The following is a 24,746-nucleotide window of genomic DNA, read 5'->3' as shown; positions in this document are numbered from 1 at the left end:
CAGTTTCCAGAAAGGGAATGCGGGAATTCTGATACTTCGTAGATGAATGGGCGAGCGCTATCGCGTGATGCGTTCAGATCGCGGCGGCGGCCGGTCAGTCCATTCCCTGTGCGGTCTGCACCCTGGACAGATCGCCATACACGATCTGCCCGCGAAAACCGCGCCGCACCTGCTGGTAGAGCTCGCGAAACGCGCGGTAATCCTGCGGCTGACACAGCGCCTGCGGCCCACGCACTGCAGCGCGCTGCAACCGGTGCACCGCCGTCACCGTCTGGCCCTGGCGCGTCCACTCGACCGCATACTCGCCAGCGGCATTGCGAAAGCGGCTGCTGCGCGGGATCGCGATGATCGGCACCGTCGCCGGAAAGCTCACCACATAGGTCTCTTCGCGCACGCTGTCGTTGCAGTAGAACGGGGTCAGGTTGTCTTCGGCCGAGGTGGTCGTGTAGATGCCACGGGTGGATTCGGCGCCGGGCATATCCGGCAAGGTCATGCCGCCGACCACCGAAAAATCCACTGCATCGTCGGCCTGGAACGCGTAGCGATAGTTGAACGGCGCATCCAGGTCCAGCGGGTCGCCCTGGATCAGCAGATCGCCGGTGCCATCGAAGCCGGACTGCGCAATGATCGACTCCTCGATGCGATTGCGGTTTTGCGCATTGAGCTGCACGAACATCGCCCGCAGCCCCACCTCGCCGGTCTGCCCGCTGTCGAGCGTGGTCAGGCCGTGCAACCCACCCTCGGGGGTAAAGCGGTACTCGGTACGCGCGACATAGCGGTTGACCTTGCGGTCGTTGGGCGGGGTATGCGTGACCTTTCCGTCCAGCGTATGCACCACCGGCGCGCCGAGATCGCCGGCCGGCAACTGGCCGAAGCGCGCATAGGGATTGGTCGAATCCACATACAGGTCGAACGCCGGGATGTAGGTGATGGCGTGGTTGAAGCGGCCAAGCACCGGAATCGGCGGCAGTGTCGGCCCGCCTTCGGCACCGATCAGCACCGGCGTGCTGGCGATGCCCTTGGCCGCCAGCAAGGCTTCCAGGATCACGGTGTGGTCCTTGCAGTCGCCATAGTGGTTGGCCAGGATGCTGTCGGCGCCATTGGGCTCCAGCCCGCCGTTGCCCAGGTACACCGCCACGTAGCGGATATTGCGCGCCACCCACGCGTACAACGCGGCGGCCTGCGCGCGCGGCGCGTCGATACCGCGGGTCACTTCGTCGGCCAGCGCCTGGATCGCCGGCGTCACTGCGGCAGCGCGGCCGCCCTTGACGTGATAGGCCAGGCCCATCTGCGACCAGCTGTCGAAGGTGCTGGCCATCAGGGTGGGGCTGAATTCCCAGGTCGCCGCACTCCAGTTCTGGTTCTTCATCGGCGCGGTGCGCTGATAGCGCCACTCCCAGCGCGCCTGGTCGCCGCGCACCACCGGCCTGGTCCCGCCCTGCAGCCCGCGCACCGACAAATGCATCGGCAATGCCTTCGGCGCCACCAGGGTGACCACCGCATCGTCGTATTGCGCGAACACGCTGAAGGTTTCCCACAGGCTGAAGTACCCGGGGAAGTACGGCGTGTTCTGCGCCCGCCGCACGCGGTAGACGATGCGCGCACCCGGCGCCAGATTCGGGAACACCACCACCTTGACCTTGCGGTCGGCATACATCGCCGCCGCAGCACTGGAATAGCTTTCCTGGGTGTAGATCTTGTCGGGCGCCACGTCCTGGCGCAGTCCTTCGGCGGTGACGGTATAGGCCTGCAGCACCTCCAGGGTCTCCATCTTCTCGCTGTAGCTCAGCCGCACCTGGCTGAACTGCTCCACCGCCGATTTGGTCTTCAGCAGGATCTCGTACTCGTCGGTTTCCACGCTGCTGGCGTCGGCACGCACTTCGTAGTCGGCGCGATAGCGCACGAAGCTGTAGTTGGTGTCGGCCTGCGCGCGCGCCGCAGCGGCAGCAGGCGCAGGCTGTTGCTGGGCCTGGGCCAGCAACGGCAATGAGATCAGCAGCAGGAGCAGCAAGACGGAACGACGCAGCATGGGCCTTGAATCGCGGCGGACCGGAGCGGCCCTCGTGCAACAGGGTAGCCGGTGCACGCCGCAGCGTCAGGCACCGGCCTCCAAGATCACCGCATCCCTGCGCGCGAGCATGCACAGGCAGCCCGGATCAGCGCGCAATCCGCTACCACCGGCAGGCGGATTCCACCGCGTTGCCGGCCGCCGGTTACTTGGGCGGCGGCGGCGCCAGCACGGTGCGGTCGCCATTGTGCTCGGGTTGGCTGACCACGCCGGCCGCTTCCATCGCTTCGATCAGGCGTGCGGCGCGGTTGTAGCCGATCTTCAAGCGCCGCTGCACGCCGGAGATCGAGGCGCGCCGGGTTTCGGTGACGATACGCAAGGCTTCGTCGTACAAGGGGTCGGACTCGTCGCCGCCACCACCGCTGCTCTCGGGCAAGCCGGTCGCACCGACTACGGTGCCGTCGCCCATGGTCTGCACTTCGTCCAGCACGCCGTCGACATACGACACCGGCCCGCTGGCCTTGAGATGCTCGACTACCCGATGCACTTCCTCGTCGCTGACGAAGGCGCCATGCACGCGGTCCGGCAGCGCCGTGCCCGGCGGCAGGTACAGCATGTCGCCGTTGCCCAGCAGCGCTTCGGCGCCGGACTGATCCAGGATGGTGCGCGAGTCGATCTTGGAGCTGACCTGGAACGCCACGCGGGTCGGGATATTGGCTTTGATCAGGCCGGTGATCACGTCCACCGACGGCCGCTGCGTGGCCAGGATCAGATGGATGCCGGCCGCACGCGCCTTCTGTGCCAGGCGCGCGATCAGCTCCTCGACCTTCTTGCCGACGATCATCATCATGTCGGCGAATTCATCGATGAAGATCACGATGAACGGCAGCGTCTCCAATGGCCGCGGCGCTTCGCCCAGTTCGGGATTGGGCTTGAACAGCGGGTCCATCATCGGCTGGCCGGCGTCGATGGCGTCCTTGATCTTCTTGTTGAAGCCGGCCAGGTTGCGCACGCCCACCGCGCTCATCAGCTTGTAGCGGCGCTCCATCTCGGCCACGCACCAGCGCAGGCCGTTGGCGGCCTCCTTCATGTCGGTGACCACCGGTGCCAGCAGATGCGGGATGCCCTGGTAGACGCTCAGTTCCAGCATCTTCGGGTCGATCATCAGCATCCGCAGTTCCTTGTGCGAAGCCTTGAACAGCAGGCTCAGCACCATCGCGTTGACCGCCACCGACTTGCCCGAGCCGGTGGTACCGGCCACCAGCAAATGCGGCATGCGCGCCAGGTCGGCGACGGTCGGGCGTCCGGCGATGTCCTTGCCCAGGGCAAGCGTCAGCGGGCTGGCCGACTTGTCGTATTCCTTGGAGCGCAGCAGTTCGGACAGGAAGATCATCTCGCGGCTGACATTGGGGATCTCCAGGCCGATCACCGACTTGCCCGGGATCACATCCACCACGCGCACCGACTTGACCGACAGCCCGCGCGCAATGTCCTTGTCCAGCGAGCTGATCTGGCTGACCTTGATGCCCGGCGCCGGCTCGATCTCGAAACGGGTGATCACCGGGCCCGGATAGGCCCCGACCACCTGCGCCTCGATGCGGAAGTCCTTGAGCTTGAACTCGATCTGCCGCGACAACGTCTCCAGCGTCTCTTCCGAATAGCCCTTGGCCTGCGGCTTGGGGTCGTCCAGCAGCGCGAGCGGCGGCAGGTCGGAACCGTCGGTGCTGACGCCCTGGAACATCGGGATCTGGGTATCGCGCTTGGCGCGCTCGCTCTTTTCCACCACCGGTGCCGGCGGCGGCTCGATCTTGACCGGCTCGCGCTTGGCCTGCTTGACCGCATCGACCTTGCGCACTTCCTCGCGCTCTTCGCGCATCACGCGGGTCTGCTGCCACTCGCTGGCCTGGTGGGTCTTGCGCTGCATCAACGGCCCCAGCGCCAGCACCCAGGTGCCGATGCGCTCCATCACCGCAAACCACGACAGGCCGGTGGCCAGGGTGATCGACACCAGCAGCAGCACCAGCACGAACAGGTTGGCACCCAGCGCCCCGAACCCGGCGCTCAGCGAATTGCTGACCAAGCGCCCAAGGATCCCGCCGGCCCCGGCCACATCGCCGTTGAACAGGCGCAGATGCAGGAAGCCGGTCGAGGCGATCAAGAACCCGACCATGCCGACCAGCCGCAATGCCGGCCCCAGGTCGGCTTCGGCCTGCCCTTCCTTGTCCATGCCGAACAAGGCGATCCAGGCCACCGCTCCCAGTACCACCGGCAGCAGGAAGGCCACATAACCGAACAGCTGCAGCAGTACGTCGGCCGTCCAGGCGCCGACGCGGCCGCCCATGTTGTGCACCGGCGCGACCACGCTGCCGGTCTGCGACCAGCCGGGATCGGCGCTCGAATAGGTGAACAGGCTGGCCAGCAGATACAGCAGCAGCGGCGCCACCGCGATCAATGCCAGATCGCGCCAGAGCTTTTGCCGACGCGGATTGTCCGCCACCGCTGTCTTGCGCGAGGACGTCTTGCCCTCAGCGGGCTTGCTGCGTTCGGGAACCTGCTTTGCCACCTGTAGCCAGACCTTAGAAAAATGCTGTTAGTGGTTGATAATAAACGACCGAGGCCGCGGTTTCAGCTGTTGTATGAGCGTCGCCTGCCCGGGCACGCGCCGGTCAACAAAAAACGCCGCACGAGGCGGCGTCGATTACGCGTACGGGGTGGACCATGCCATCTGCGGTTCAAGCAGTTCCATCGCGCCGCCTTGATTCACCGGGTGGGGACCGCCACTCTATGCCGCCACAGGGGCGCGAATTCAGTCGCCTGCCCTGCCAATTCCTAGATCGCGAGTATACATGAGCGCCTCTTCTGCCAGTCCCGCCAAGCATTCCCGCCTGCTGATCCTGGGCTCCGGCCCGGCCGGCTGGACCGCCGCGGTCTACGCCGCCCGCGCCAACCTCAAGCCGGTGGTGATCACCGGCCTGCAGCAAGGCGGCCAGCTGATGACCACCACCGAAGTCGACAACTGGCCGGGCGACCCCCACGGCCTGATGGGCCCGGACCTGATGAGCCGCATGCAGGCCCATGCCGAGCGCTTCGAGACCGAGGTGATCTTCGACCACATCCACACCGCCGACCTGTCGCAGCGCCCGTTCCGGCTGACCGGCGACGGTGCCGAATACACCTGCGACGCACTGATCATCTCCACCGGCGCCACCGCCAAGTACCTGGGCATCCCCAGCGAGGAAGCCTTCAAGGGCCGCGGTGTGTCTGCCTGCGCCACCTGCGACGGGTTCTTCTACAAGGACCAGGACGTGGTGGTGGTCGGCGGCGGCAACACGGCAGTCGAGGAAGCGCTGTACCTGTCCAACATCGCCCGCAAGGTCTACCTGGTCCACCGCCGCGACACCCTGCGCGCCGAAAAGATCATGCAGGACAAGCTGTTCGCCAAGGTCGCCGCCGGCAAGATCGAGACCGTCTGGCACCACGCCATCGACGAAGTGCTGGGCAACGATGCCGGCGTCACCGGCGTACGGGTCAAGTCCACCCTCGACGGCAGCACCCGCGAGATCGTCGCGCACGGCTTCTTCGTCGCCATCGGCCATCACCCCAATACCCAGCTGTTCGACGGCCAGCTGGCGATGAACAACGGCTACCTGGAGATCCGCTCCGGCCTCAACGGGGCAGCGACCGAGACCTCGGTGGCCGGCGTGTTCGCTGCCGGCGACGTTGCCGACCAGCATTACCGCCAGGCGATCACCTCGGCCGGTTTCGGCTGCATGGCCGCACTGGATGCCGAGCGCTATCTCGACAAGAGCGCCTGAGGTGGCCGCTGACCGCCGGCCGCGCCGCGCGGGCAGCGCCGATGCCGGCGGGCCGGGCGCATGAGCGTCACCGCCGGCTGGTGCCGCCGGCTGGACGAGCTCCCGGCCGGTGCCTGGGACGCGCTGCACGACGGCGCGCACCCGTTCATTTCCTATGCCTTCCTGGAGGGCCTCGAACGGGAGGGCTGCCTGCGCCCGGACTGGGGCTGGAATCCGCTGCACCTGACGCTATGGGACGGCGACACGCTGGTCGCTGCGGCGCCGGGGTACCTGAAGAACAACTCGCACGGCGAGTTCGTATTCGACCACGCCTGGGCCCATGCGTATGCGCGTTATGGGCAGGAGTACTTCCCCAAGTGGCTGTGCGGGGTGCCCTACTCGCCGGTGACCGGCCCGCGCCTGCTGGGGGCACCGCGATGGCGCCCGCAGTTGCTCGCGGCGATGCGCGAGCTGGTGGAGCGCAGCGGGCTGTCGTCGGCGCATGTGAACTTCTACCCGGCCGGCGAAGATGCGGCCTTCGATAGCGACTGGCTGGAGCGCAACGACCTGCAATACCACTGGCATAACGCCAGCGGCTGGAGCGACTTCGAAACCTTCCTGGCCGCGATGGACCACAAGCGGCGCAAGAACATCCGCCAGGAGCGCGCCAAGGTGCAGCGGGCCGGCGTGCAGTTGCGCGTGGTCCATGGCGATGAAGCCAGCGACGCCGACCTGGAAGCGATGTATGGCTTCTATCTCAAGACCTTCAACGAATACGGCAACTCGCCTGCGCTGACGCCGGAATTCCTGCGTCATCTGGCCCGGCACCTGCCGCGCCAGCTGGTGATGTTTCTGGCCGAGCTGGACGGGCGCCCGATCGCCGGCGCGCTGTGCCTGCGCGGGCGCGACACGCTGTACGGGCGTTACTGGGGCGGCGAAGCCCTGCCTGGGTTGCATTTTGAAACCTGCTACTACCAGGGCATCGACTACTGCCTGCGCGAAGGCCTGACCCGCTTCGAGCCGGGCGCGCAGGGCGAGCACAAGATCGCACGCGGCTTTCTGCCCACCCTGGTCCGCAGCCGTCACTGGATTGCCGACCCCGGCTTTCGCGAGCCGCTGGCGCACTGGTGCGCCGACGAACGCCAGGCGGTCGCCCGGCACGCACGCGAGCTGTCCGAGCACAGCCCGTTCCGCGATTGAACCCGCGCGGCAGCCAGGCCGGCTGCACCCGCCCTGATCGCAGGCTGGCCTCTTGCAGGCGACGCGCGACGCGCCCCGTCCAAGGACAGTCGTCAGCCCGGTAAGAACTGCACGCCCGGCAGCGCGTGCTCGTGTACGCATGCCGCGGCGCGTATCGAGGACGCAGTGCAGCGTGCCGGGGACTGCGTGCCCGGGTGCGCCATGGACGACAGGCTCTACACTGCGCGCATGTCCCGCACCCTTCCCTACCTGCTTGCGACCGACCCGGCCGCGCCCTTCCCGCCGGCCGAACAGGCGCTGCGCGAGCCGGACGGCCTGCTTGCCATCGGCGGCGATCTGTCGCCGCAACGCCTGCTCAAGGCCTATGCCGGTGGCGTGTTCCCCTGGTTCTCGGACGGCCAGCCGATCCTGTGGTGGAGCCCGGACCCGCGCACGGTGTTTCGTACCGATGGCGTACGCCTGTCCTCGCGCTTCCGGCGCCAGTTGCGCGGCAGCCGCTGGATGCTGCGCGCCGATACCGCCTTCGCACAGGTGATCGCGGCCTGCGCGTCGATTCCGCGCGCCGGCCAGGAAGGCACCTGGATCACCACCACGATGCAGCAGGCCTACCTCGAACTGCATCGGCTGGGCCATGCGCATTCGCTGGAAGTGTTCGATGGCCCACGCCTGGTCGGCGGTATCTACGGCGTGGCGATCGGCCAGATGTTCTTCGGCGAGAGCATGTTCAGTGCCGACAGCGGCGGCTCCAAGGTGGCGCTGGCGGCGCTGGCCGCGCATCTGCACGCCTGCGGTTGGCCATTGCTCGATGCGCAGGTGGAAAATCCGCACCTGATGCGCCTGGGCGCGCAGCGCCTGCCACGTGCAGACTTCCTGCAGCAGGTACGGCTGCAGGTCGGCCAGACTGCGCTGCCGGGCAGCTGGTCCGAGCGCTACGGCGAGCGGCCTGCCAGCGCGCTTGCTGAAGTCCGCTTAACATAAAATTTGCACCGCGGGGAGATGGAGCGTAAAATGCTGTCCCTTACGGCCCTCCCGGGCCAGCCGTGATTGCACAGGATTACATGTCGAAAGACGACTCCATTGAATTCGAAGGCAGCGTCAGCGAGACGCTCCCCAACACCACGTTCCGGGTCAAGCTGGAAAACGGGCATGAAATCATCGCCCACATCTCCGGCCGCATGCGCAAGAACTACATCCGCATCCTGACCGGCGACCGGGTCAAAGTTGAGATGACTCCGTACGACCTGACCAAGGGTCGTATTACCTACCGCATGAAGTAAGCGGTTCTGGTGTGAGACGCGAGGCGGCCAATGGCCGCTTTTTGTCGTGGCCGGGATCTGTGTATTTGGCAGGCATGGCTAGCCGATGTCGTCGGCTTGCCCTGCATTCGCTGGTGTCATTGGCGTTTATGCCAGCCGATCCATTGCCTCGGTTCCGAAGCGTGCGGTTGTCGCTCGTGGTTTGCCGCTCCTCCGCGATTGCCGCGCCTGTGTGTCCCTCCCGCTGTGCGTCTCCAGGGACATAAAAAAACCGCTCCTTCGAGCGGTTTTTTCACTTCAGGACTGCAAGGCGATCAGTCGACCGTCGCCGGCAGCAGACGCTCCGGTTCCGGATGCGCCTCCACCACCAGCTCGCCATCCTTGACGTCGATATTGACCCGACCGCCTTCCACCAGCTTGCCGAACAACAGCTCGTCGGCCAGCGGGCGCTTGATCTTCTCCTGGATCACCCGCGACATCGGGCGCGCACCCATCAGCGGATCGAAGCCGTGCTGGGCCAGCCAGTCGCGCGCAGTCGGCGTGGCCGACAACGACACGTGCTTTTCCTGCAACAGCATTTCCAGCTCGATGATGAACTTGTCCACCACGCGCAGGATGTGGTCAAAGCCCAGCGGCTGGAACTGCACGATCGCATCCAGGCGGTTGCGGAACTCGGGCGTGAACCCGCGACGGATCGATTCCATTGCATCGGTGGAGTGATCCTGCTTGGTGAAGCCGATCGACCGCCGCGACGCCTGGGTGGCGCCGGCATTGGTCGTCATCACCAGGATCACGTTCTTGAAGTTCGCCTCGCGCCCGTTGGTGTCGGTGAGGATGCCGCGATCCATGACCTGCAACAGGATGTTGAAGATGTCCGGATGCGCCTTCTCCACCTCGTCCAGCAGCAGCACGCAGTGCGGCGTCTTGACGATCTTCTCGGTCAGCAGGCCACCCTGGTCGAAACCGACATAGCCCGGAGGCGCGCCGATCAGGCGGCTGATCGAATGCGCTTCCATGTATTCGGACATGTCGAAGCGCACCAGCTCGATCCCCAATTGCAGCGCGAGCTGCTTGGTGACCTCGGTCTTGCCGACACCGGTGGGACCGGCAAACAGGAAGTTGCCGATCGGCTTCTCCGGATTGGCCAGGCCCGAGCGCGCGAGCTTGATCGAGCCGGCCAGCGTCTCGATCGCCGGGTTCTGGCCGAAGATCACCATCTTCAGATTGCGCTCCAGATGCTGCAGCACGTCCTTGTCGGTCGCGCTGACCTGCTTGGCCGGAATCCGCGCCATCTTGGCGACGATGGTCTCGATCTCCTCGATATCGATCAGCTCCTTGCGCTTACCCTCGGGCAGCAGGCGCTGACGCGCACCGGCTTCGTCGATCACATCGATCGCCTTGTCCGGCAGCAGGCGGTCGCCGATATGCTTGACCGACAGGTCCACGGCGGCCTGCAGCGCATCGTCGGCATAGGTCACGCCGTGGTGCGCTTCGTACTTGGGCTTGAGGCCCTGCAGGATTTCGAAGGTCTCGCCCACGGTCGGCTCGACGATGTCGATCTTCTGGAAGCGACGCGCCAGCGCACGGTCCTTTTCGAAGATGCCGCGGTATTCCTGGAACGTGGTCGAGCCGATGCAGCGCAGCTCGCCCGACGACAGCGCAGGCTTGATCAGATTGGAGGCATCCATCGTGCCGCCCGACGCCGACCCGGCACCGATGATGGTGTGGATCTCGTCGATGAACAGCACCGCGTTGGGCACCTTCTTCAGCGCCGCCAGCACGCCCTTGAGGCGCTTCTCGAAGTCGCCGCGGTACTTGGTGCCAGCCACCAGCGCGCCCAAGTCGAGCGAGAAGATCACTGCGTCGGCCAGCACTTCCGGCACGTCGTTGTCGACGATGCGCTTGGCCAGCCCCTCGGCGATGGCGGTCTTGCCGACACCGGCCTCGCCCACGTACAGCGGGTTGTTCTTGCGGCGGCGGCACAGCACCTGGATGGTGCGCTCGATTTCGTCGCCACGGCCGACCAGCGGGTCGATCTTGCCGTTGCGGGCCTGCTCGTTGAGATTGGTGGCGAACTCGGCCAGCGCATCGCCCTTGGCCTCGCCCTCCCCGCCCTCGCTCTTGGGCTCGCCATCGGAGGTGGACGGCTGCTCGCCGTCCTCACCCAGCTTGGCGATGCCATGCGAGAGGTAGTTGACGATATCCAGACGGGTGATGTCCTGCTGATTCAGGAAATACACCGCGTGCGAATCCTTCTCGCCGAAGATCGCCACCAGCACATTGGCGCCGGTGACTTCCTTCTTGCCGGAGGATTGCACGTGATAGACCGCACGCTGCAGCACGCGCTGGAAGCCCAGCGTGGGCTGGGTGTCGCGGCCATCGTCTTCGGCCAGGCGCGAGACCGAGGCCTCGATCGCCTGCTCCAGATCGTTGTGCAGACGCACCTGGTCAGCGCCGCAGGCCTTGAGGACGGCCTGGGCGGACGGGTTGTCCAGCAGCGAGAGCAGCAGGTGCTCGACGGTCATGAACTCGTGACGCGCCTCGCGTGCTCGCTTGTAGCACTGGCCGATGGTTTGCTCTAGGTCTTTGCTGAACATTGGTAACTCCGAACGGCTGTTGCCAACAATATGCGGCTTTTGTTGGGATTTACCACAACCCTATCGGATAGGCATGTTCAGACGGCGTTAGCATGTGATTGCAGCCACAGTGTTGCGCTGCTGGAATGATCCAATCGACCCGTCAGGCCTGTTCCATCGTGCACAGCAGCGGATGCTGGTTCATGCGCGAGAATTCGTTGACCTGCGCGACCTTGGACTCTGCGACTTCGCGACTGTAGACCCCGCAAACGCCACGTCCGCGGGTATGGACATGCAGCATGACCTGCGTGGCCCGCTCCAGATCGAGGTTGAAAAACTGCTGCAGCACCGTCACCACGAAGTCCATCGGGGTGTAGTCGTCGTTCAGCAGAAGCACCTGATAACGCGGCGGTGGCGCCACTTCAGGCTTGCTGGCTTCGACCGTGAGGCCGTGATCGTGTTCGTGTGAGGTCTTACGAGGCATCCGGGCATTATACGGTTCATCGCCGCACGCATTGGACGATTTACGCCGCGCCCCGCACAATTTGTCTCCGATTCCATGGCTGGCCCTTGATGACCGATTCCCTGACCGCGCCCTTGCTGGCGCCGTCGTTCACCGCCGACTTGTCCAGCTCCATGCGCGAAGCAGGGTCAAACGGCCGCCTGGGCCGGCGTCACGCGCTGCCCCTCGCCGGCAAGGCGAGCAACCCTTCGATCGAGCAGGACCAGCAGCGATGAGCGCCTCCGGACAACGCTGGCATCCGGATGTCACCGTGGCCACCGTGGTGGTACGCGACGGGCGCTTTTTGCAGGTCGAAGAGCACATCGGTGACCGGCTGCTGTTGAACCAGCCTGCCGGACACCTGGAACCGGACGAAAGCCTGCTCGACGCGGCGGTGCGCGAGACCCTGGAAGAGACCGGCTGGGATGTGCGCCCGACCCACTTCATCGGCACCTACCAATGGGTCGCCCCGAGCGGTCAGTGCTTCCTGCGGTTTGCGTTTGTCGCCGAGGCCCTGACCCACCATCCCGAGCGCAGCCTGGACACCGGCGTGGTGCGCGCCTTGTGGATGACGCCGGAAGAATTGCGCAGCGCCACCGAGCGGATGCGCAGCCCGTTGGTGTGGGAGGTGGTGGCCGATTACCTGGCCGGCCAGCGCCATCCGTTGGCATTGGTGCGGCACGTCGCATGAGTACGCCGCGCATCGTGGTCGGGGTCTCCGGCGGCGTGGATTCGTCCGTGGCGGCCTGGCGGCTGGCCCAGCAAGGCGAGTCGCTCGCCGGACTGTTCATGCAGAACTGGGCCGACGATGGCAGCGGCGATTGCCGCGCCGAGGACGACCGCCGCGATGCGGTGGCGGTGTGCGGGGTGCTGGGCATTGCGTTCCATTTCCGCGATTTTTCCGGCGAATACTGGAGCGGCGTGTTCGAGCACTTCCTGGCCGAATACGCGGCCGGGCGCACGCCCAACCCCGATGTGCTGTGCAACCGCGAGGTCAAGTTCAAGCATTTCCTGGATGCGGCCCAGGCGCTGGGCGCCGAGCGCATCGCCACCGGCCACTACGCCCGGGTGGCGCACAGCGGCGGGCGCTGGCGCCTGCTGCGCGGCGCCGACCGCGGCAAGGACCAGAGTTATTTCCTGCATCAGCTGGGACAGGCCCAGCTGGCCGCGACGCTGTTTCCGATCGGCGACCTGGAAAAAAGCACGCTGCGCCGGATCGCCCAGGATGCCGGCCTGCCGACGCATGCCAAGAAGGATTCCACCGGCATCTGCTTCATCGGCGAGCGCGATTTCCGCGAATTCCTGGGCCGTTACCTGCCCGCGCGCACCGGCGAGATCCGCGACCCGCAGGGGCAACGCATCGCCGAGCATCCGGGGGTGTTCTATTTCACCCTGGGGCAGCGCGAGGGCCTGAACATCGGCGGCGTGCGCGGGCGCGCCGCCGCGCCGTGGTATGTGGTCGGCAAGGATGTGGCGAGCAATGTGCTGTATGTGGACCAGGACCGTGACAGCCCGCTGCTGCAATCGCGCTGGTTGCAGTCCGAGCAGGCCCATTGGGTCACCGGCGCGCCGCCGGCGCGCAGCTTCGCTTGCACCGCACAGACCCGTTACCGGCAGCCCGACGAGCCGTGCACGGTGCAGGTGCAGGACGATGGCAGCGTGCAGGTACGTTTCGAGCGGCCGCAGCGGGCGGTGACGCCCGGGCAGTCGCTGGTGTTGTACGACGGCGAAGAGTGCCTGGGCGGCGCGGTCATCGCCGCCACCGATGCGCCGCTGGAACGCCAATTGGCGGGATCTTCTTTTTCACCTGAGGTAGTGGCTTGATGAGTTCTTCCATGGATCACCGCGTTCTGGCGCTTGCCGGTGTCGCCCAGGCCTTGCAACAGGTGCGGCGGATTGCCGAAACCGGGCACTCGGAGGCTGCGACGGTGCGTACCGCCATGGACAGCGTGTTCCGGGTGGATGCGGCCTCGCCGGAGGCCGTGTACGGCTCGCCAGCGGACCTGGCACCGGGCCTGCGGCTGCTGCATAACTATTTCCACAATCAGGGCCAGGACGAGGTCCTGCCGCGGCTGGCGTTGGCGGTGCTGCAGCTGGAGCGCCGCTTCGTGCGCGACACCACCACCGTCGCCACGGTCTCCAAGGGCATCGAGGCGGCCGCGCGTCAGGCACAGAGCCTGGGCGACAGCGGCCATCCGGACGTATTGAATTCGCTCGGCGGGCTGTATGCGCAGACCATCAGCCACCTGCGCCCCAAGGTCATGGTGCAGGGCAATCCGCATTACCTGGGCCAGGCCGGCGTGGTTGCGGAAATCCGCGCGTTGCTGCTGGCCGCTGTCCGCTCGGCGGTGTTGTGGCGGCAGATGGGTGGCAGCCTGTGGGATTTCCTGTTCGCCAAGCGCGCAATGATCGAGGCGGTGGACCGCGCGCTGCGCTAACCACCTGAGAATTCGGGTTGCCACATGCGCCAGCGGTCGCTGGCGCGTGTCAACATCGGTTGAACGGGCGAGACGATGTGGCGATCGTCGCTAAAGACACAGGGGGGACGGCCGATACAGCAACCGTGACTCTGCCGAGAACGCCCATGTATTCACGTCCACTTATCCGTCTGGCCGCCCCTTTGGCCCTGACCTTGCTGTTTCCCTTCGCTGTCGGATTCGACTGGCCCGCTTCGGTGCGCTGGGCGATCCTGGCGACCATGACGCTCAGCTGGCTCGGTTTCGCTGCCTGGGTGACCTACTCCCAGTTCCGGCGTAATCCGGACCAGACCCGCATCCTGCGCGAGCAGGACCAACTGCTCAACGAACTGCGTACGTTCGTCAGCAACGAAGTCGACGGTTCGCGCTCGGAAGTCGAGCGTGCCCGTGAACTGATCCGCCAGGCCGTGTCCGGTCTTGGTGGCAGCTTCGAAGCGATGAACCGCAAGTCGCGGCAGCAAAGCCAGGCATTGGCCCGCATCGTCGACCGTGCCGGTGACGACGGCAGCGCCGGTGTCGACGTCGCCCGCTTCGCCCAGCACGCCAGCTCCCGGATGGAGCAGCTGGTGGAAGCGCTGGAACAGGTGAGCGGCCAAAGTACCAACACGGTGCACCACATCGATGAGATGGCCCAGCACCTGGATGGCATCTTCGCGTTGCTGGAAGACGTCAAGTCGATCGCCGACCAGACCAACCTGCTGGCCCTGAACGCCGCCATCGAAGCAGCACGTGCCGGTGAAGCCGGTCGCGGCTTCGCGGTGGTCGCCGACGAGGTGCGCAATCTGTCCGAGCGTTCCACCACCTTCAACGAACAGATCCGCAAGCTGGCGCACAGCTCCAAGGAATCGATCGCCAAGGTCCGTGAAACGGTCTCGCAGCTGGCGTCGCGTCACATGGATCGCTCCCGCGAAGCCCGCCACGAATCGGCGGCGATGCTGGAGAATGTCGCGCAGATCAACGCCTCGTTGGGCGACGGCATGCGCGAAATCTCCGAGTGCGCGCGTTCCATCGACGGTAGCGTGGCCGAAGCGGTGCGCGCCCTGCAGTTCGAGGACATCGCCACGCAGACGCTGAGCGGTATCCATACCCACCTGGATCGTCTCACCGCGATCAACCGTGAAGCGGTGGCGCTGCAGGAACTGCTGCATCGCAACGGCGGCGTGTACGACAGCGATCTGGTCGCCGCGCTGCAGAAGGTGTCCACCCGCCTGCGCGACATGCGTGTGGAGTGGGAGCGCCCGCCGCACAAGCCGGTGGCGCAGCAAGGCATGGGTGCCGGTACGGTCGAACTGTTCTAAGACCGCTGCCACGCACTGCCTGATTCCGACATTCCCCGGCCTTCCGGGGATTTGTCGTTCCGCAACAACCTGGTATTCCGCTCATGACGCTACTTGCCCCGCCCACCGATGCATCCACCGCCGTGCTCGAATCAGCCGCGCTGGCGGCTGCACATGCCCAGCGTATCGCGCAAAGCGACGCTGCCCGGCCTGCGCTGCGCAGCGTGCGCATGCCGGCCGCGCTGGAACGGCTGGAGCATGCCGCCCGTGCGGAAGTGCAGGCAATGCAGAACCCCCGCCGCAGCTGCAGCGAAGAAGACCTGCTGTTTGCGACCGTGGCCTGGGATCTGGGTCTGGATGGCGCCGCTGTCGGCGTGTCTGGAGCCTGACATCTGTGCGAAGGCGGGGCGTGCCTCGGCAGGCGCCCCGCCGGTTGTTTCCACTGCCCGACCTGTGGCGCTGGTACGCCAGGCCGTGCCACCAGGCGTGGCTCCGAGCATGGGCGACCATTCGATTGCAGCACCAGGGTGACCTCTCCCCTGCCCGTCTGCTCGACGACCTCTAAGAATCCCACGAAACAATGTCCCGCTTCGCTCGGCTGATCTACGGCCTGGCTGCAGGGCGCTTGCCGCTCCCGGTCGCGAGACACGCCGCGAATCCATCGCTCCAGGCTCGTATGCGGTATCCATGCCGCAGGTTTCGAGATAGTGAGCGGGCTGCACCGAGACGCCCCTGCTGCTCGAAGCTGCCGCATGTGCCTTCGGTAGTTTGGCGCGTGATAGCTCAGGTGTAGAGCGCCTGGCGCTGTGGCTTGGCTGCAGCGCCCTTGTCTGCCCACCATTGCGGGACACGCCATGAATCCGCTCCTGAAGTCGCTTAAGCGACATCCATGCCGCACAAGGTCCCCAGGATGCTGAGCGGGCTGCACCGGCACGACGCAGCTCCTGCTATGAATTGCAGCGTGTGCCTTTCAGGTAGTCCGGTAGGTGAGGTCTAGAGCGTCTAGCTTTGCAGCTTGGCTGCCGGGTCCTTGCCCGCCCACCGTCGCGGGACACGCCGTGAATCCGTCCATGGAGGCTCTGGCGCGGCATCCATGCCGCTCAAGGTCGCGGACAAGGACCAGTCAGGATGGTCGGTGTGCATGGCTGCAAGCGGTGCATGACGTCCGCTCTCCGGATAGCCGGGAGTTGGGGCATCTTCCCAACGAAAGCCGAGCAGCGGGCAAGCTTTTAAAGTAACCGACCAACTCTCGGTGCGTTGTCCTCGCCGGTTGCCGGACCCTTGGCGGCATGGATGCCGCCAAGGAGCCTCCGCGGACGGATTCACGGCGTGTCCCGCAAGTGACGAAGGCATCGCGCCCTCGACTCATCGAGCTTTTGACTTGCGTATGCGGACCGTCAGACGATTGAACAGCCGGACGACGCCAGGCGCTGCGACAGGTTGCGTCAGCCGGCGATGACCAGGCGTGCACCGAGGCGCATGCCGGCTTCGGCCTCGCGCAGCCACTGCGCCATGTCGCGCGGCGACAGCGGCCGCGAATAGAAGTAGCCCTGGATTTCGTCGCAGCCCTGCTGGCGCAGCAGTGCATCTTCCTGCACCGTCTCCACCCCTTCGGCCACCACCTGCATGCCGAGCGCATGGCCCAGATGCACGATGGCCTGGGTCACTTCGGCGGTGTTGGCGTCGTCGAGCATCCCCTGGACGAAGCTGCGGTCGATCTTCAGGCGCTGCACCGGGAAGCGGTTGAGGTAATGCAGGTTGGAGAAGCCGGTACCGAAGTCGTCCACCGCCAACAGCACGCCATTCTGTTCGAACAGCTCGAAACAGCGGCGCAGCGCATCCGAATCGCGGATCAATGCCGATTCGGTCAATTCCAGTTCCAGACGCGAGGGCGACCAGCCGTTGTCGCGGCAGATTTCCAGCACGCGCTCGGCAAAGCCGCGCTCGCGCAGCTGTACCGCGGACACATTGACGGCGATGCGGCTGAAATTGAGCCCGGCGCGATCCCAGACCACGGCCTGGCGGCAGGCTTCGCCGATCACCCATTCGCCCAGGCGCACGATCTCGCCGCACTCCTCGGCAATGGGAATGAACTCGACCGGGCTGCACTGGCCATGGCCGGGGCGATTCCAGCGCATCAGCGCTTCGATCGCAGGCGAGGATTCGCCCACCGTGTTGACCAGCGGCTGGTAGACCAGGGTGAACTCTTCGCGCTCCAGCGCGCCTTGCAGTGCGTGTTCCAGCTCCAGGCGGCGCTGTGCACGCATCAGCACGTCCTGGCTGTAGTAATGGAAGGTGTTGCGGCCCGATTCCTTGGCTGCATACATCGCCGCATCGGCGGCGCGCAACAGGCTGTCGAAATCCGACAGGCCTTCGCCCTGCAGCGCGATGCCGATGCTGGCACCGAGTTTGAGGGTGACATGGTCCTTGCGCAGCGGCTCGCCAAGGGCGCTGATCAACTTGCGCGCAACGTGGCCGGCGTCTTCCGGTTCGGAGAGATCGCGCAGCAGCACGATGAATTCGTCGTCGCTGAAGCGGCCGAACAGGTCGCTGTTGCGCAGATGCTGATGCAGGCGCGCAGAGGCCAGCTTGAGCAGGTTGTCGCCGGTGGCGTGACCGAACGAATCGTTGATGCTCTTGAAGCCATCCAGATCGATCAGCAGCATTGCCAGTACCTGGCCACGCTCGTGCGCTTCGCGAATCGCGTTCTCCGCCTGCTCGCGCAGCAGGAAGCGGTTGGGCAGACCGGTCAGGCGATCGTAGTGGGCCAGCAGCTCGATGCGCTCGTTGGCCTCGCGTTCGCGGGTGACGTCACGGAACAAGGCGACGAAACGCGGCGGCAGGCCTTCGCGGCGGTCCAGCTCGATCAGCACCTGTACCCAGATCCGCTGGCCGGAATTGCGGTAGAAACACAGTTCCAGCTGTTCGGGCAGGCCACCGTCGGAGATACGCAGCAGCGCCGCCTCGAAGGCGTCGCGCGAATCCTGCGTGTACAGCGACAGCGCCTGCTCCAGGGTGATGTTTTCCTTGCGCAGGCCGTGGATGCGGTAGCACTCCTCGGTCCATTGCATGCGCCGGGTGTCGACCTCGATCTCGCAGCCGCCGATCTTGCCCAGCGCGGACACGCGGTTGAGCAGCTCGGTGCGCCAGCGGATCAATGCATCGGTCTGGCGCTGCTCGGTGACGTTCTGCAACTGGCCCAGCAGGCGCACCATGGCGCCATTGCCGTCGAACACCGGCTGCGCCCAGACCCGCAGGTGATGCGGATTGATGCTGGCAGGCCCGTTGATCTCCAGCTCGAAATGCACCGGTACGCCTTCGTGCTTGATCTTGCGCCAGGCACTGCGCAGATGTGCAACCGATGGCCGCCCCAGCAGACGCAGGATGTCGCGGATGCCCTGCGGGCGCAGTTCGGTCATGCCGAGCTGCTGCAGGAAATCCGGCGACACCCACAGCGCGTCCTTGAGCGTGTCCCAGCTCCAGCTGCCCATGCTGGCGATGCGCTGGGCCTCTTCGAGCTGGGCCTGCTGCTCGCGCAGCTGCTGCTCGAGCAATTTCTGGTGGTGCACGTCGGTATGCGTGCCGACCATGCGCAACGGGCGGCCGTCGGCTGTCCGCGAGACCACCCGGCCGCGGTCGAGGATCCAGCGCCATTGGCCGTCGTGCTGGCGCAGGCGGAATTCGGCCGTATAGGTATCGGTGCGCCCGTCCAGGTGCGCCTGCACGGCAGCACTGACCTGCGCGTGGTCGTCCGGATGGATCAGCCCGGACAGCGCGGTGAGATTGTTCGGTAGCGGCTGCTCGGAGTAACCGAGCATGCGGGTCCAGCGCTCGGAGCGGTAGACCACATCGGCCGGAATATCCCAGTCCCACAGTCCGTGATCGGCGCTGTCCAGGCCCATTTCCCAGCGGCTGGTGCCGTCGGCGCCCATCGGCTCGGGAATACTCAGGGTGAAGGCCATGACCTGGCCATGCTCATCGCAGACCGCGCGGAGCCAGCCTTCCAGGCGCCCGCCGCCGGCCCCCGGCAGCACGCAGGCGGTCATGCCGCCGCTGCTGGCCACCTGGGCGCGACTGCTTTCCAGGACTTCCACATAGGCGCCAAGGGTGGCCGGCAATCCCAGCGATTGCGCGACACGGTTGGCCGCCAGAGGCTGACCATGCGCATCCAACAACACCACCGCCGAGGTCAGCGGGTGCTGCAGCATGCTTGCAATGACGCCTGAGTCCACTCTGGAACACTCCGAAGAATCGACCCCTGCCTTCGGAGTCGCAATGGATAACGGCCGTTTCCTGGATTAGTTGAGGCGCGTGTTTCGGGCTCGACCGAACCGGGCCGAGTTGCGGCTAAGATGGTTGCATCGCCAGCACCAAAGGTCGTCCGCGGACCCATGCCCCATCCTGTCGCCGCGCCCGCGTTTTCGTCCGCTCCCGTGTCCCGTCTTCGCCTCGCCGAGCGCCTGCAGCAAGGTCTGTGGACCTTGACCGGGCTGTATTTGCTGGTCGGCGTGATCTGGCTGCTGCTGGGCAACCGGCTGCTGCACCTGGCCGGCGCCGCCATGCCGGAGCGCTGGTCGGACGCGAGCTTTCTGCTGCTGTCCAGCGTGGTGATCCATCTGGTGCTGCGCCGTTTCGTGGCGCTGATCGTGGAAGAGCACGCACAACTGGCGCAGTCGGAGGCAGTGCTGCAGGCCAAGTTCCTGGCCTTGCCCAGCCCGGCCCTGGTCTACGACCTGGCCACGCTGCGCATCCTGGATGCCAACCCGGCGGCGCTGGAGTTCTTCGGCTGGGAACGCGACGAATTTCTGCAGCAGACGCTGCAGGCGATCTGGCCCAACGCCGATGGCGCGCGCCTGGAGGAAATCATCACCCAGATCCGCGCCAAGGGCGACGCCACCTGCACCTTGCACGAGGATCTGCTGACCCGCAGCGGCTCGCGCCATGTCGAGATCCGCAGCAACCAGCTGCATCTCGCCAGCGGCCCCGCCCGCCTGGTGGTCACCGTGGACCGTAGCGAAGAACGCCAGGCGCAGCATTTGCGCGACGAGGCGCTGCAGCGGCTGGAAGAAGCGCAAGGCATCGCGCGGCTGGGCTCGTGGCAGCTGGATTGCGCGACCGGGTTGGGACGCTACTCGCCGGCGGTGTATCGCCTGCTCGGCCGCAGCGTGCCGATGCATCGGCGCGACCACCGGCTGGAAGAGCTGTTGACCGCATCGGACACCGCCACCCAGACGCGGATCGAACGCATGATCGAGGACATGTGCACCGGCGGCGAAGTGCAGATCGATGTGCTGCTACCGCTGACCGGCGGCGACTCGCAGCCGCGCACCGTCCATCTGCGTGCCGAAAGCGTGGCCAGCCCGAACGGCACCCGGCATATCCACGGCACGCTGCAGGACGTCAGCGAACGCGAGCAGTCGCGCCGGTTGCTGCGCGAGCGTGAGGAGCAGTTCCGCGAGCTGGTCAGGGTGCTGCCAGATGGCGTGCTGATCCTGGCCGACGAGCACGTGATGTATGCCAATGCCGCCGGGTCGGTGCAGTTCGGTTTCCAGGGCGAAACCATCCTGGGCGAACCGCTGCAGACCCTGGTGAGCGACAGCGACCTGCCGGTGGTGCGCGAGTACCTGCGCGCGGGCAGCGATCGCAACGAGCCGGTGTCCAGCGCACGGGCGATGCGCCGTCGCGATGGCAGCACCTTCTATGCCGGGCTGTCGGCCGGTGACATCCGCTATGGCGGACGCAGCTGCAAGTTGCTGGTGGTGCGCGACCTGAGCGAACCCGAACGCATGCGCGATGCGCTGGCCGAGAGCAACGCCGAGTTGCAGGCGATGGCCAAGCGCCTGTTCTCGCTGCAGGAGGACGAACGCCGCGCGATCTCGCGCGACCTGCATGACGACATCGGCCAGGCCATCACCGCGATGAAGCTGTCCGCTCATGCCGCACTGGACGAACCGGACCCGGACGCGCGCCGCGAGGACCTGCTGGAAGTGGTGTCGCTGGCCGACAGCACCGTGACCAAGCTGCGCAACCTGTCGATGCTGTTGCGTCCGCCGCAGCTGGATGCGCTGGGTCTGGAAGCGGCCTTGCGTTGGCAGGCCTCGATGTTGTTTCGCGCATCGCCGGTGCGCTTGGAGCTGGACATCCAGGCACTGGACGTGCGGCCGGGCAACGAGATCGAGCAAGCATGTTTCCGGATTGCGCAGGAAAGCCTGACCAATGCGCTGCGGCACGCCTGCGCGGGCGAAGTGCGCATGCGCCTGCACTCGATCGACAGCGAGAGCTTTCGCCTGGAAGTCAGCGATGACGGCGATGGCTTCGAACCGGAAGGCCCGCGCGGGCTCGGGCTGATCGTGATGCGTGAGCGTGCGCAAACCGTCGGCGGTGCGCTCGCGATAGAATCAGCCCCCGGAGCAGGCACGCGCGTGACGTTGCGCCTGCCCTATCACCCGGTCGGCGAGTCCGTCCACGACGATGGTGGACGTTAAGTCATGTGGAGCCCCGTAATCCCGCCCGGCCTGGAAATCGTCAAGCCCACCCGCCTGGGCGCGGGCAATCCCGAACTGCTGCATCTGGTGGACGCTGCCGCCTCCGGCGGTCCGCCGTTGATGGTGTTCCATATCGATATCGACCACTTCGCCTCGATCAACGAGAACATGAGCGCCGAGGTCGGCGATCAGGCGCTGACGCTGGTCGCGCGCCGGCTGCAGGACTTCCTCGGCGCGCGTGGCAAGTTGTGGCGCCACGGCAGCGATGAGATGGTGGTGGTGGCGGTGCGGCGCGAAGACACCCCGCTGCCGGAAGATTTTGCCGAAGAGATCCGCCAGCAACTGGAACTGCCGTTGTCGGTGCTGCCGTACACCTTGTTCATGACCGGCAAGGTCGGCATCAGCCTGTGCCCGGAACACTCCACCTCGCTGTCGATCCTGCTCGACTACGCCGAGGAAGCCAGCTACCAGGCCGCACGCGAAGGCGGCAATACGGTGCGGCTGTATACCCGCAACTCGACCACCAACGCGCATAGCGAAAGCATCATTGCGCGCCAGATCGTCGATGCGATCCCGCATGGCGAACTGCGCCTGCGCTACCAGCCGCTGGTGAGCGCGCGCGATGGCCGCATCGTCGGCATGGAGGCGCTGTTGCGCTGGCAATCGCCCACCCTGGGCATGCTGGTGCCGGAACGCTTCATGCGCACCGCCGAGCGCCTGGGCGTGATCGTGCAGATCGGCGAATGGGTGCTGCAGAACGCGGTGCGTCAGGCGCGGCTCTGGCGCGACCAGGGCTTCGACGATTTCAGCATCGCGGTGAACGTGTCCACGCTGCAGTTGCTGCGGCCGGGCTTCTTCAACGAAGTGATGGCGATGCTGCAGACCGCCGGCGTGCCGGCGCAGTTCGTGACGCTGGAGATCAACGAAAGCGCGTTGACCAACAACGTCAACTTCGTCCACGAGACGATGGCCAACCTGCGCAACGAAGGCATCAGCCTGAGCCTGGACAACTTCGGTACCGGCGATTCCAGCCTGAGTGCGCTGGTGCGCTATCCGGTGGACCGGCTGAAGATCGACCGCAGCTTCATCAAGAGCGCGCCGGCCGGCAGCCGCGAGGCGGCGATCGCGCGCGCGATCATCGCGATGGGTCATCAGTTGGGTATGACGGTGATCGCCAATGGCGTGGAATCGCAGGCGCAACTGGGCTTTTTGCGTCGCAACGATTGCGACATCTTCCAGGGTTATCTGTTTGGCGAACCGATGTCGGCCGAGTCGGCCGGCATGGCGCTACGCCGCCGCTATCTGCGCCCGGAATCGTTCGCCGAAAGCCGCCCAGACCGTACGCTGCTGCTGCTGGACGACGAAGAAAACGTGTTGCGCTCGCTGGTGCGGCTGTTCCGCCGCGACGGTTACCGCATCCTGGCCGCCGGCAACGTGCGCGATGCCTTCGACCTGCTCGCCACCAACGACGTGCAGGTGATCCTGTCGGACCAGCGCATGAGCGACATGAGCGGCACCGAGTTCCTGGGCAGGGTCAAGATGCTCTACCCCGACACCGTGCGCCTGGTGCTGTCCGGCTATACCGACCTGGCCACCGTCACCGAAGCGATCAACCGCGGCGCGATCTACCGCTTCCTGACCAAGCCCTGGAACGACGACGAGCTGCGCGAGCACATTCGCCAGGCCTTCCGGACGCACGATGAGCTGCGTAACGGCCGGGAATAGGGAATCGGGAGTGGGGAATCGGTACGGCAGCGCACTGGCTCTGCACGTTTCCCAAGATTTTCACCGCCCGCGTCAAGCGCAAATCACAAGCAAACCCCGCTCTACCGATTCCCGATTCCCCACTCCCGATTCCCGGCGCGCAGCACTACCGCGGCTGCCGCACCGGCAATACGATCCTGAAACTGGCGCCCTGCCCCGGGACGCTTTCGACATCGATGCGGCCGTGGTGCTTGTTGATGATGCCGTAGGAAATCGACAGGCCCAGGCCGGTGCCGCTGCCGACCGGCTTGGTGGTGAAGAACGGGTCGAAGATGCGTTGCAGCAGGTCCGGGGCGATGCCGGCGCCGCTGTCCTGGAACTGGATCCAGACGTTTTCGGCCTCGTCGCGGCCGGTGGTGACGGTGATCGTGCCGCGCTCGACGATTGCCTGGCCGGCGTTGAGCAGCATGTTCATGTAGACCTGGTTGAGCTCGGACGGCAGGCATTCCACCAACGGCAGCTCGGCGTAGTTGCGCTCCAGCGTCACCTTGTATTTGAGCTCGTTCCAGATGATGTTGATCGTGGATTCGAGCCCGGCATGCAGGTCGACCATCTTCCACGACTCGGAACGGTCCGAATACGAGAAGTCCTTGAGGTCGCGCACGATGCGGGTGACCCGCTCGATGCCTTCGCGCGACTCGGCCATCAACTGCGGCAGGTCGCGGCTGATGAAGTCGATGTCGGCGCGGTTGCGGATCTCGTCGATCTCCGGGATCAACGCCTTCGGATCCGGCGCCTGCAGCGCGCGCTCGTAGGCTTCGATCAGCGTGAACAGGCTGCGCAGGTATTCCTGCAGGCTGCCCAGATTGGAGTGCACGTAACCGATCGGGTTGTTGATTTCGTGCGCCACGCCGGCGGCCAGCTGGCCGATGGAGGCCATCTTCTCCGATTGCAGCAGCTTGTCCTGGGCACCGTTCAGACGCAGATAGGCCTGGCGCAGTTCGGCGTGGCGCTGCTGCAGCTCGCGCTCGTAATCCTGCTGGCCTTCGATGTTGTGGAACAACGCCAGAAAGTGCCCGACGCCCTGTTCTTCGTTGTAGTACAGATGCGCAATGACCACGCGATCGGCAACCGGCAGGCTGCCGGTCCAGCTGCCCTTGCTGCGCGCCTGATTCAGCGCATCCGATGGCAGCACCTGCGAGATCCGCTCGCCGAGATTGCGGTCGTCGGCGGGATCTTCCCTGCACAGGCTCTGGCGTGCGATGGCGTTGGCCAGGATCAGCTGCCCGTCTGCGCGGAACAGCAACACACCCTCAAGCATCTGGTCGCCGAAAGCGCGCAGCATGGCCGAGGACGGTAATAAGGCTTGATTGAGAAAAAACTTGGCAGTCACGGGACAGGGCGGCGTAGAGGACGCTTCAATATACGCCGAACCGCCCAGGCCCCGTATTGCGCGGCGCCACGCTC

General features: G+C 65.7%; 18 protein-coding genes. 12 read left to right on the top strand and 6 right to left on the bottom strand.

Annotation, left to right across the window (positions count from 1 at the left end; translation table 11 throughout):
• Positions 1–94: 94 nt before the first annotated feature.
• Positions 95–2,029, bottom strand: coding sequence for a DUF3857 and transglutaminase domain-containing protein (locus tag H7A87_RS10215; protein ID WP_119128778.1), 1,935 nt, complete (start codon positions 2,027–2,029; stop codon positions 95–97).
• Positions 2,030–2,213: 184 nt separating this feature from the next.
• A complete protein-coding gene (locus H7A87_RS10210) occupies positions 2,214–4,571 on the bottom strand; it encodes a DNA translocase FtsK (RefSeq protein WP_104582660.1) in 2,358 nt (785 codons plus the stop codon).
• A 283-nt stretch (positions 4,572–4,854) separates the two neighbouring features.
• Between H7A87_RS10210 and trxB the strand changes: the two genes are divergently transcribed.
• The 4 genes from trxB to infA all read left to right on the top strand — a co-directional run bounded on the left by trxB (position 4,855) and on the right by infA (position 8,279).
• A complete protein-coding gene (trxB, locus tag H7A87_RS10205) occupies positions 4,855–5,823 on the top strand; it encodes a thioredoxin-disulfide reductase (protein ID WP_016901755.1) in 969 nt (322 codons plus the stop codon).
• A gap of 60 nt (positions 5,824–5,883) precedes the next feature.
• Entirely contained in the window at positions 5,884–7,002 is a 1,119-nt protein-coding gene (locus H7A87_RS10200) for a GNAT family N-acetyltransferase (RefSeq protein ID WP_119128779.1), read from the top strand.
• Positions 7,003–7,230: 228 nt separating this feature from the next.
• The gene (gene aat / locus H7A87_RS10195) at positions 7,231–7,980 is read left to right on the top strand and encodes a leucyl/phenylalanyl-tRNA--protein transferase (protein ID WP_119128877.1); all 750 of its coding nucleotides are present in this window, start codon (positions 7,231–7,233) and stop codon (positions 7,978–7,980) included.
• Positions 7,981–8,060: 80 nt separating this feature from the next.
• Positions 8,061–8,279 (top strand): translation initiation factor IF-1, encoded by a 219-nt coding sequence (gene infA, locus H7A87_RS10190; RefSeq protein ID WP_002813418.1) that lies wholly within the window; start codon positions 8,061–8,063, stop codon positions 8,277–8,279.
• A 293-nt stretch (positions 8,280–8,572) separates the two neighbouring features.
• Here the strand turns inward: infA and clpA are convergent, their stop codons facing one another.
• Positions 8,573–10,855 (bottom strand): ATP-dependent Clp protease ATP-binding subunit ClpA, encoded by a 2,283-nt coding sequence (gene clpA, locus H7A87_RS10185; protein ID WP_104582663.1) that lies wholly within the window; start codon positions 10,853–10,855, stop codon positions 8,573–8,575.
• 142 nt (positions 10,856–10,997) lie between these two features.
• Positions 10,998–11,318: an ATP-dependent Clp protease adapter ClpS gene (gene clpS, locus H7A87_RS10180; RefSeq protein WP_104582664.1), complete on the bottom strand. Its 321-nt coding sequence runs from the start codon at positions 11,316–11,318 to the stop codon at positions 10,998–11,000.
• 89 nt (positions 11,319–11,407) lie between these two features.
• On the opposite strand from clpS, the gene H7A87_RS10175 reads away from it, so the two are divergent.
• The 6 genes from H7A87_RS10175 to H7A87_RS10150 all read left to right on the top strand — a co-directional run bounded on the left by H7A87_RS10175 (position 11,408) and on the right by H7A87_RS10150 (position 15,479).
• Positions 11,408–11,572, top strand: a complete 165-nt coding sequence (locus H7A87_RS10175) for a hypothetical protein (RefSeq protein WP_180496971.1) — start codon at positions 11,408–11,410, stop codon at positions 11,570–11,572.
• On the top strand, positions 11,569–12,027 hold the full coding sequence (locus H7A87_RS10170) for an NUDIX hydrolase (protein ID WP_104582665.1): 459 nt from the start codon (positions 11,569–11,571) through the stop codon (positions 12,025–12,027). Before H7A87_RS10175 ends, H7A87_RS10170 begins: the two co-directional genes overlap by 4 nt.
• The gene (mnmA, locus tag H7A87_RS10165) at positions 12,024–13,160 is read left to right on the top strand and encodes a tRNA 2-thiouridine(34) synthase MnmA (protein ID WP_115677157.1); all 1,137 of its coding nucleotides are present in this window, start codon (positions 12,024–12,026) and stop codon (positions 13,158–13,160) included. Before H7A87_RS10170 ends, mnmA begins: the two co-directional genes overlap by 4 nt.
• A complete protein-coding gene (hflD, locus tag H7A87_RS10160) occupies positions 13,160–13,774 on the top strand; it encodes a high frequency lysogenization protein HflD (RefSeq protein ID WP_104582667.1) in 615 nt (204 codons plus the stop codon). The genes mnmA and hflD overlap by 1 nt, the downstream gene beginning before the upstream one ends.
• 59 nt (positions 13,775–13,833) lie before the next feature.
• Positions 13,834–15,111: a methyl-accepting chemotaxis protein gene (locus H7A87_RS10155; RefSeq protein ID WP_180496970.1), complete on the top strand. Its 1,278-nt coding sequence runs from the start codon at positions 13,834–13,836 to the stop codon at positions 15,109–15,111.
• Between the two features lie 83 nt (positions 15,112–15,194).
• Positions 15,195–15,479, top strand: coding sequence for a hypothetical protein (locus tag H7A87_RS10150; protein ID WP_104582668.1), 285 nt, complete (start codon positions 15,195–15,197; stop codon positions 15,477–15,479).
• A 1,056-nt stretch (positions 15,480–16,535) separates the two neighbouring features.
• Here H7A87_RS10150 and H7A87_RS10145 read toward each other — a convergent pair.
• Entirely contained in the window at positions 16,536–19,322 is a 2,787-nt protein-coding gene (locus H7A87_RS10145) for an EAL domain-containing protein (RefSeq protein WP_180496969.1), read from the bottom strand.
• Positions 19,323–19,442: 120 nt separating this feature from the next.
• Between H7A87_RS10145 and H7A87_RS10140 the strand changes: the two genes are divergently transcribed.
• Both H7A87_RS10140 and H7A87_RS10135 read left to right on the top strand, forming a co-directional pair.
• Positions 19,443–21,575, top strand: a complete 2,133-nt coding sequence (locus H7A87_RS10140; RefSeq protein ID WP_164739794.1) for a PAS domain S-box protein — start codon at positions 19,443–19,445, stop codon at positions 21,573–21,575.
• A gap of 3 nt (positions 21,576–21,578) precedes the next feature.
• The gene (locus H7A87_RS10135; protein ID WP_039521514.1) at positions 21,579–23,300 is read left to right on the top strand and encodes an EAL domain-containing protein; all 1,722 of its coding nucleotides are present in this window, start codon (positions 21,579–21,581) and stop codon (positions 23,298–23,300) included.
• Positions 23,301–23,445: 145 nt separating this feature from the next.
• Here H7A87_RS10135 and H7A87_RS10130 read toward each other — a convergent pair whose 3' ends face one another.
• Positions 23,446–24,672 carry an ATP-binding protein gene (locus tag H7A87_RS10130; RefSeq protein WP_104582670.1) on the bottom strand — a complete coding sequence of 409 codons (1,227 nt, stop codon included), beginning with the start codon at positions 24,670–24,672 and terminating at the stop codon, positions 23,446–23,448.
• Positions 24,673–24,746 lie beyond the last annotated feature (74 nt).

Origin of the sequence: Xanthomonas sp. CPBF 426 (assembly GCF_903989465.1) — a bacterium.
Classification (GTDB): Bacteria; Pseudomonadota; Gammaproteobacteria; order Xanthomonadales; family Xanthomonadaceae; genus Xanthomonas; species Xanthomonas euroxanthea.
This window is presented reverse-complemented; position numbering and strand designations above follow the sequence as displayed.

What these genes read in the sequence shown, in the direction of transcription:
- H7A87_RS10215 (WP_119128778.1), bottom strand. Translation starts at nt 2,029, where the DNA reads ATGCTGCGTCGTTCCGTCTTGCTGCTCCTGCTGCTGATCTCATTGCCG.
- trxB (WP_016901755.1), top strand. Translation starts at nt 4,855, where the DNA reads ATGAGCGCCTCTTCTGCCAGTCCCGCCAAGCATTCCCGCCTGCTGATC.
- H7A87_RS10200 (WP_119128779.1), top strand. Translation starts at nt 5,884, where the DNA reads ATGAGCGTCACCGCCGGCTGGTGCCGCCGGCTGGACGAGCTCCCGGCC.
- aat (WP_119128877.1), top strand. Translation starts at nt 7,231, where the DNA reads ATGTCCCGCACCCTTCCCTACCTGCTTGCGACCGACCCGGCCGCGCCC.
- infA (WP_002813418.1), top strand. Translation starts at nt 8,061, where the DNA reads ATGTCGAAAGACGACTCCATTGAATTCGAAGGCAGCGTCAGCGAGACG.
- clpA (WP_104582663.1), bottom strand. Translation starts at nt 10,855, where the DNA reads ATGTTCAGCAAAGACCTAGAGCAAACCATCGGCCAGTGCTACAAGCGA.
- clpS (WP_104582664.1), bottom strand. Translation starts at nt 11,318, where the DNA reads ATGCCTCGTAAGACCTCACACGAACACGATCACGGCCTCACGGTCGAA.
- H7A87_RS10175 (WP_180496971.1), top strand. Translation starts at nt 11,408, where the DNA reads ATGACCGATTCCCTGACCGCGCCCTTGCTGGCGCCGTCGTTCACCGCC.
- H7A87_RS10170 (WP_104582665.1), top strand. Translation starts at nt 11,569, where the DNA reads ATGAGCGCCTCCGGACAACGCTGGCATCCGGATGTCACCGTGGCCACC.
- mnmA (WP_115677157.1), top strand. Translation starts at nt 12,024, where the DNA reads ATGAGTACGCCGCGCATCGTGGTCGGGGTCTCCGGCGGCGTGGATTCG.
- hflD (WP_104582667.1), top strand. Translation starts at nt 13,160, where the DNA reads ATGAGTTCTTCCATGGATCACCGCGTTCTGGCGCTTGCCGGTGTCGCC.
- H7A87_RS10150 (WP_104582668.1), top strand. Translation starts at nt 15,195, where the DNA reads ATGACGCTACTTGCCCCGCCCACCGATGCATCCACCGCCGTGCTCGAA.
- H7A87_RS10140 (WP_164739794.1), top strand. Translation starts at nt 19,443, where the DNA reads ATGGTTGCATCGCCAGCACCAAAGGTCGTCCGCGGACCCATGCCCCAT.
- H7A87_RS10135 (WP_039521514.1), top strand. Translation starts at nt 21,579, where the DNA reads ATGTGGAGCCCCGTAATCCCGCCCGGCCTGGAAATCGTCAAGCCCACC.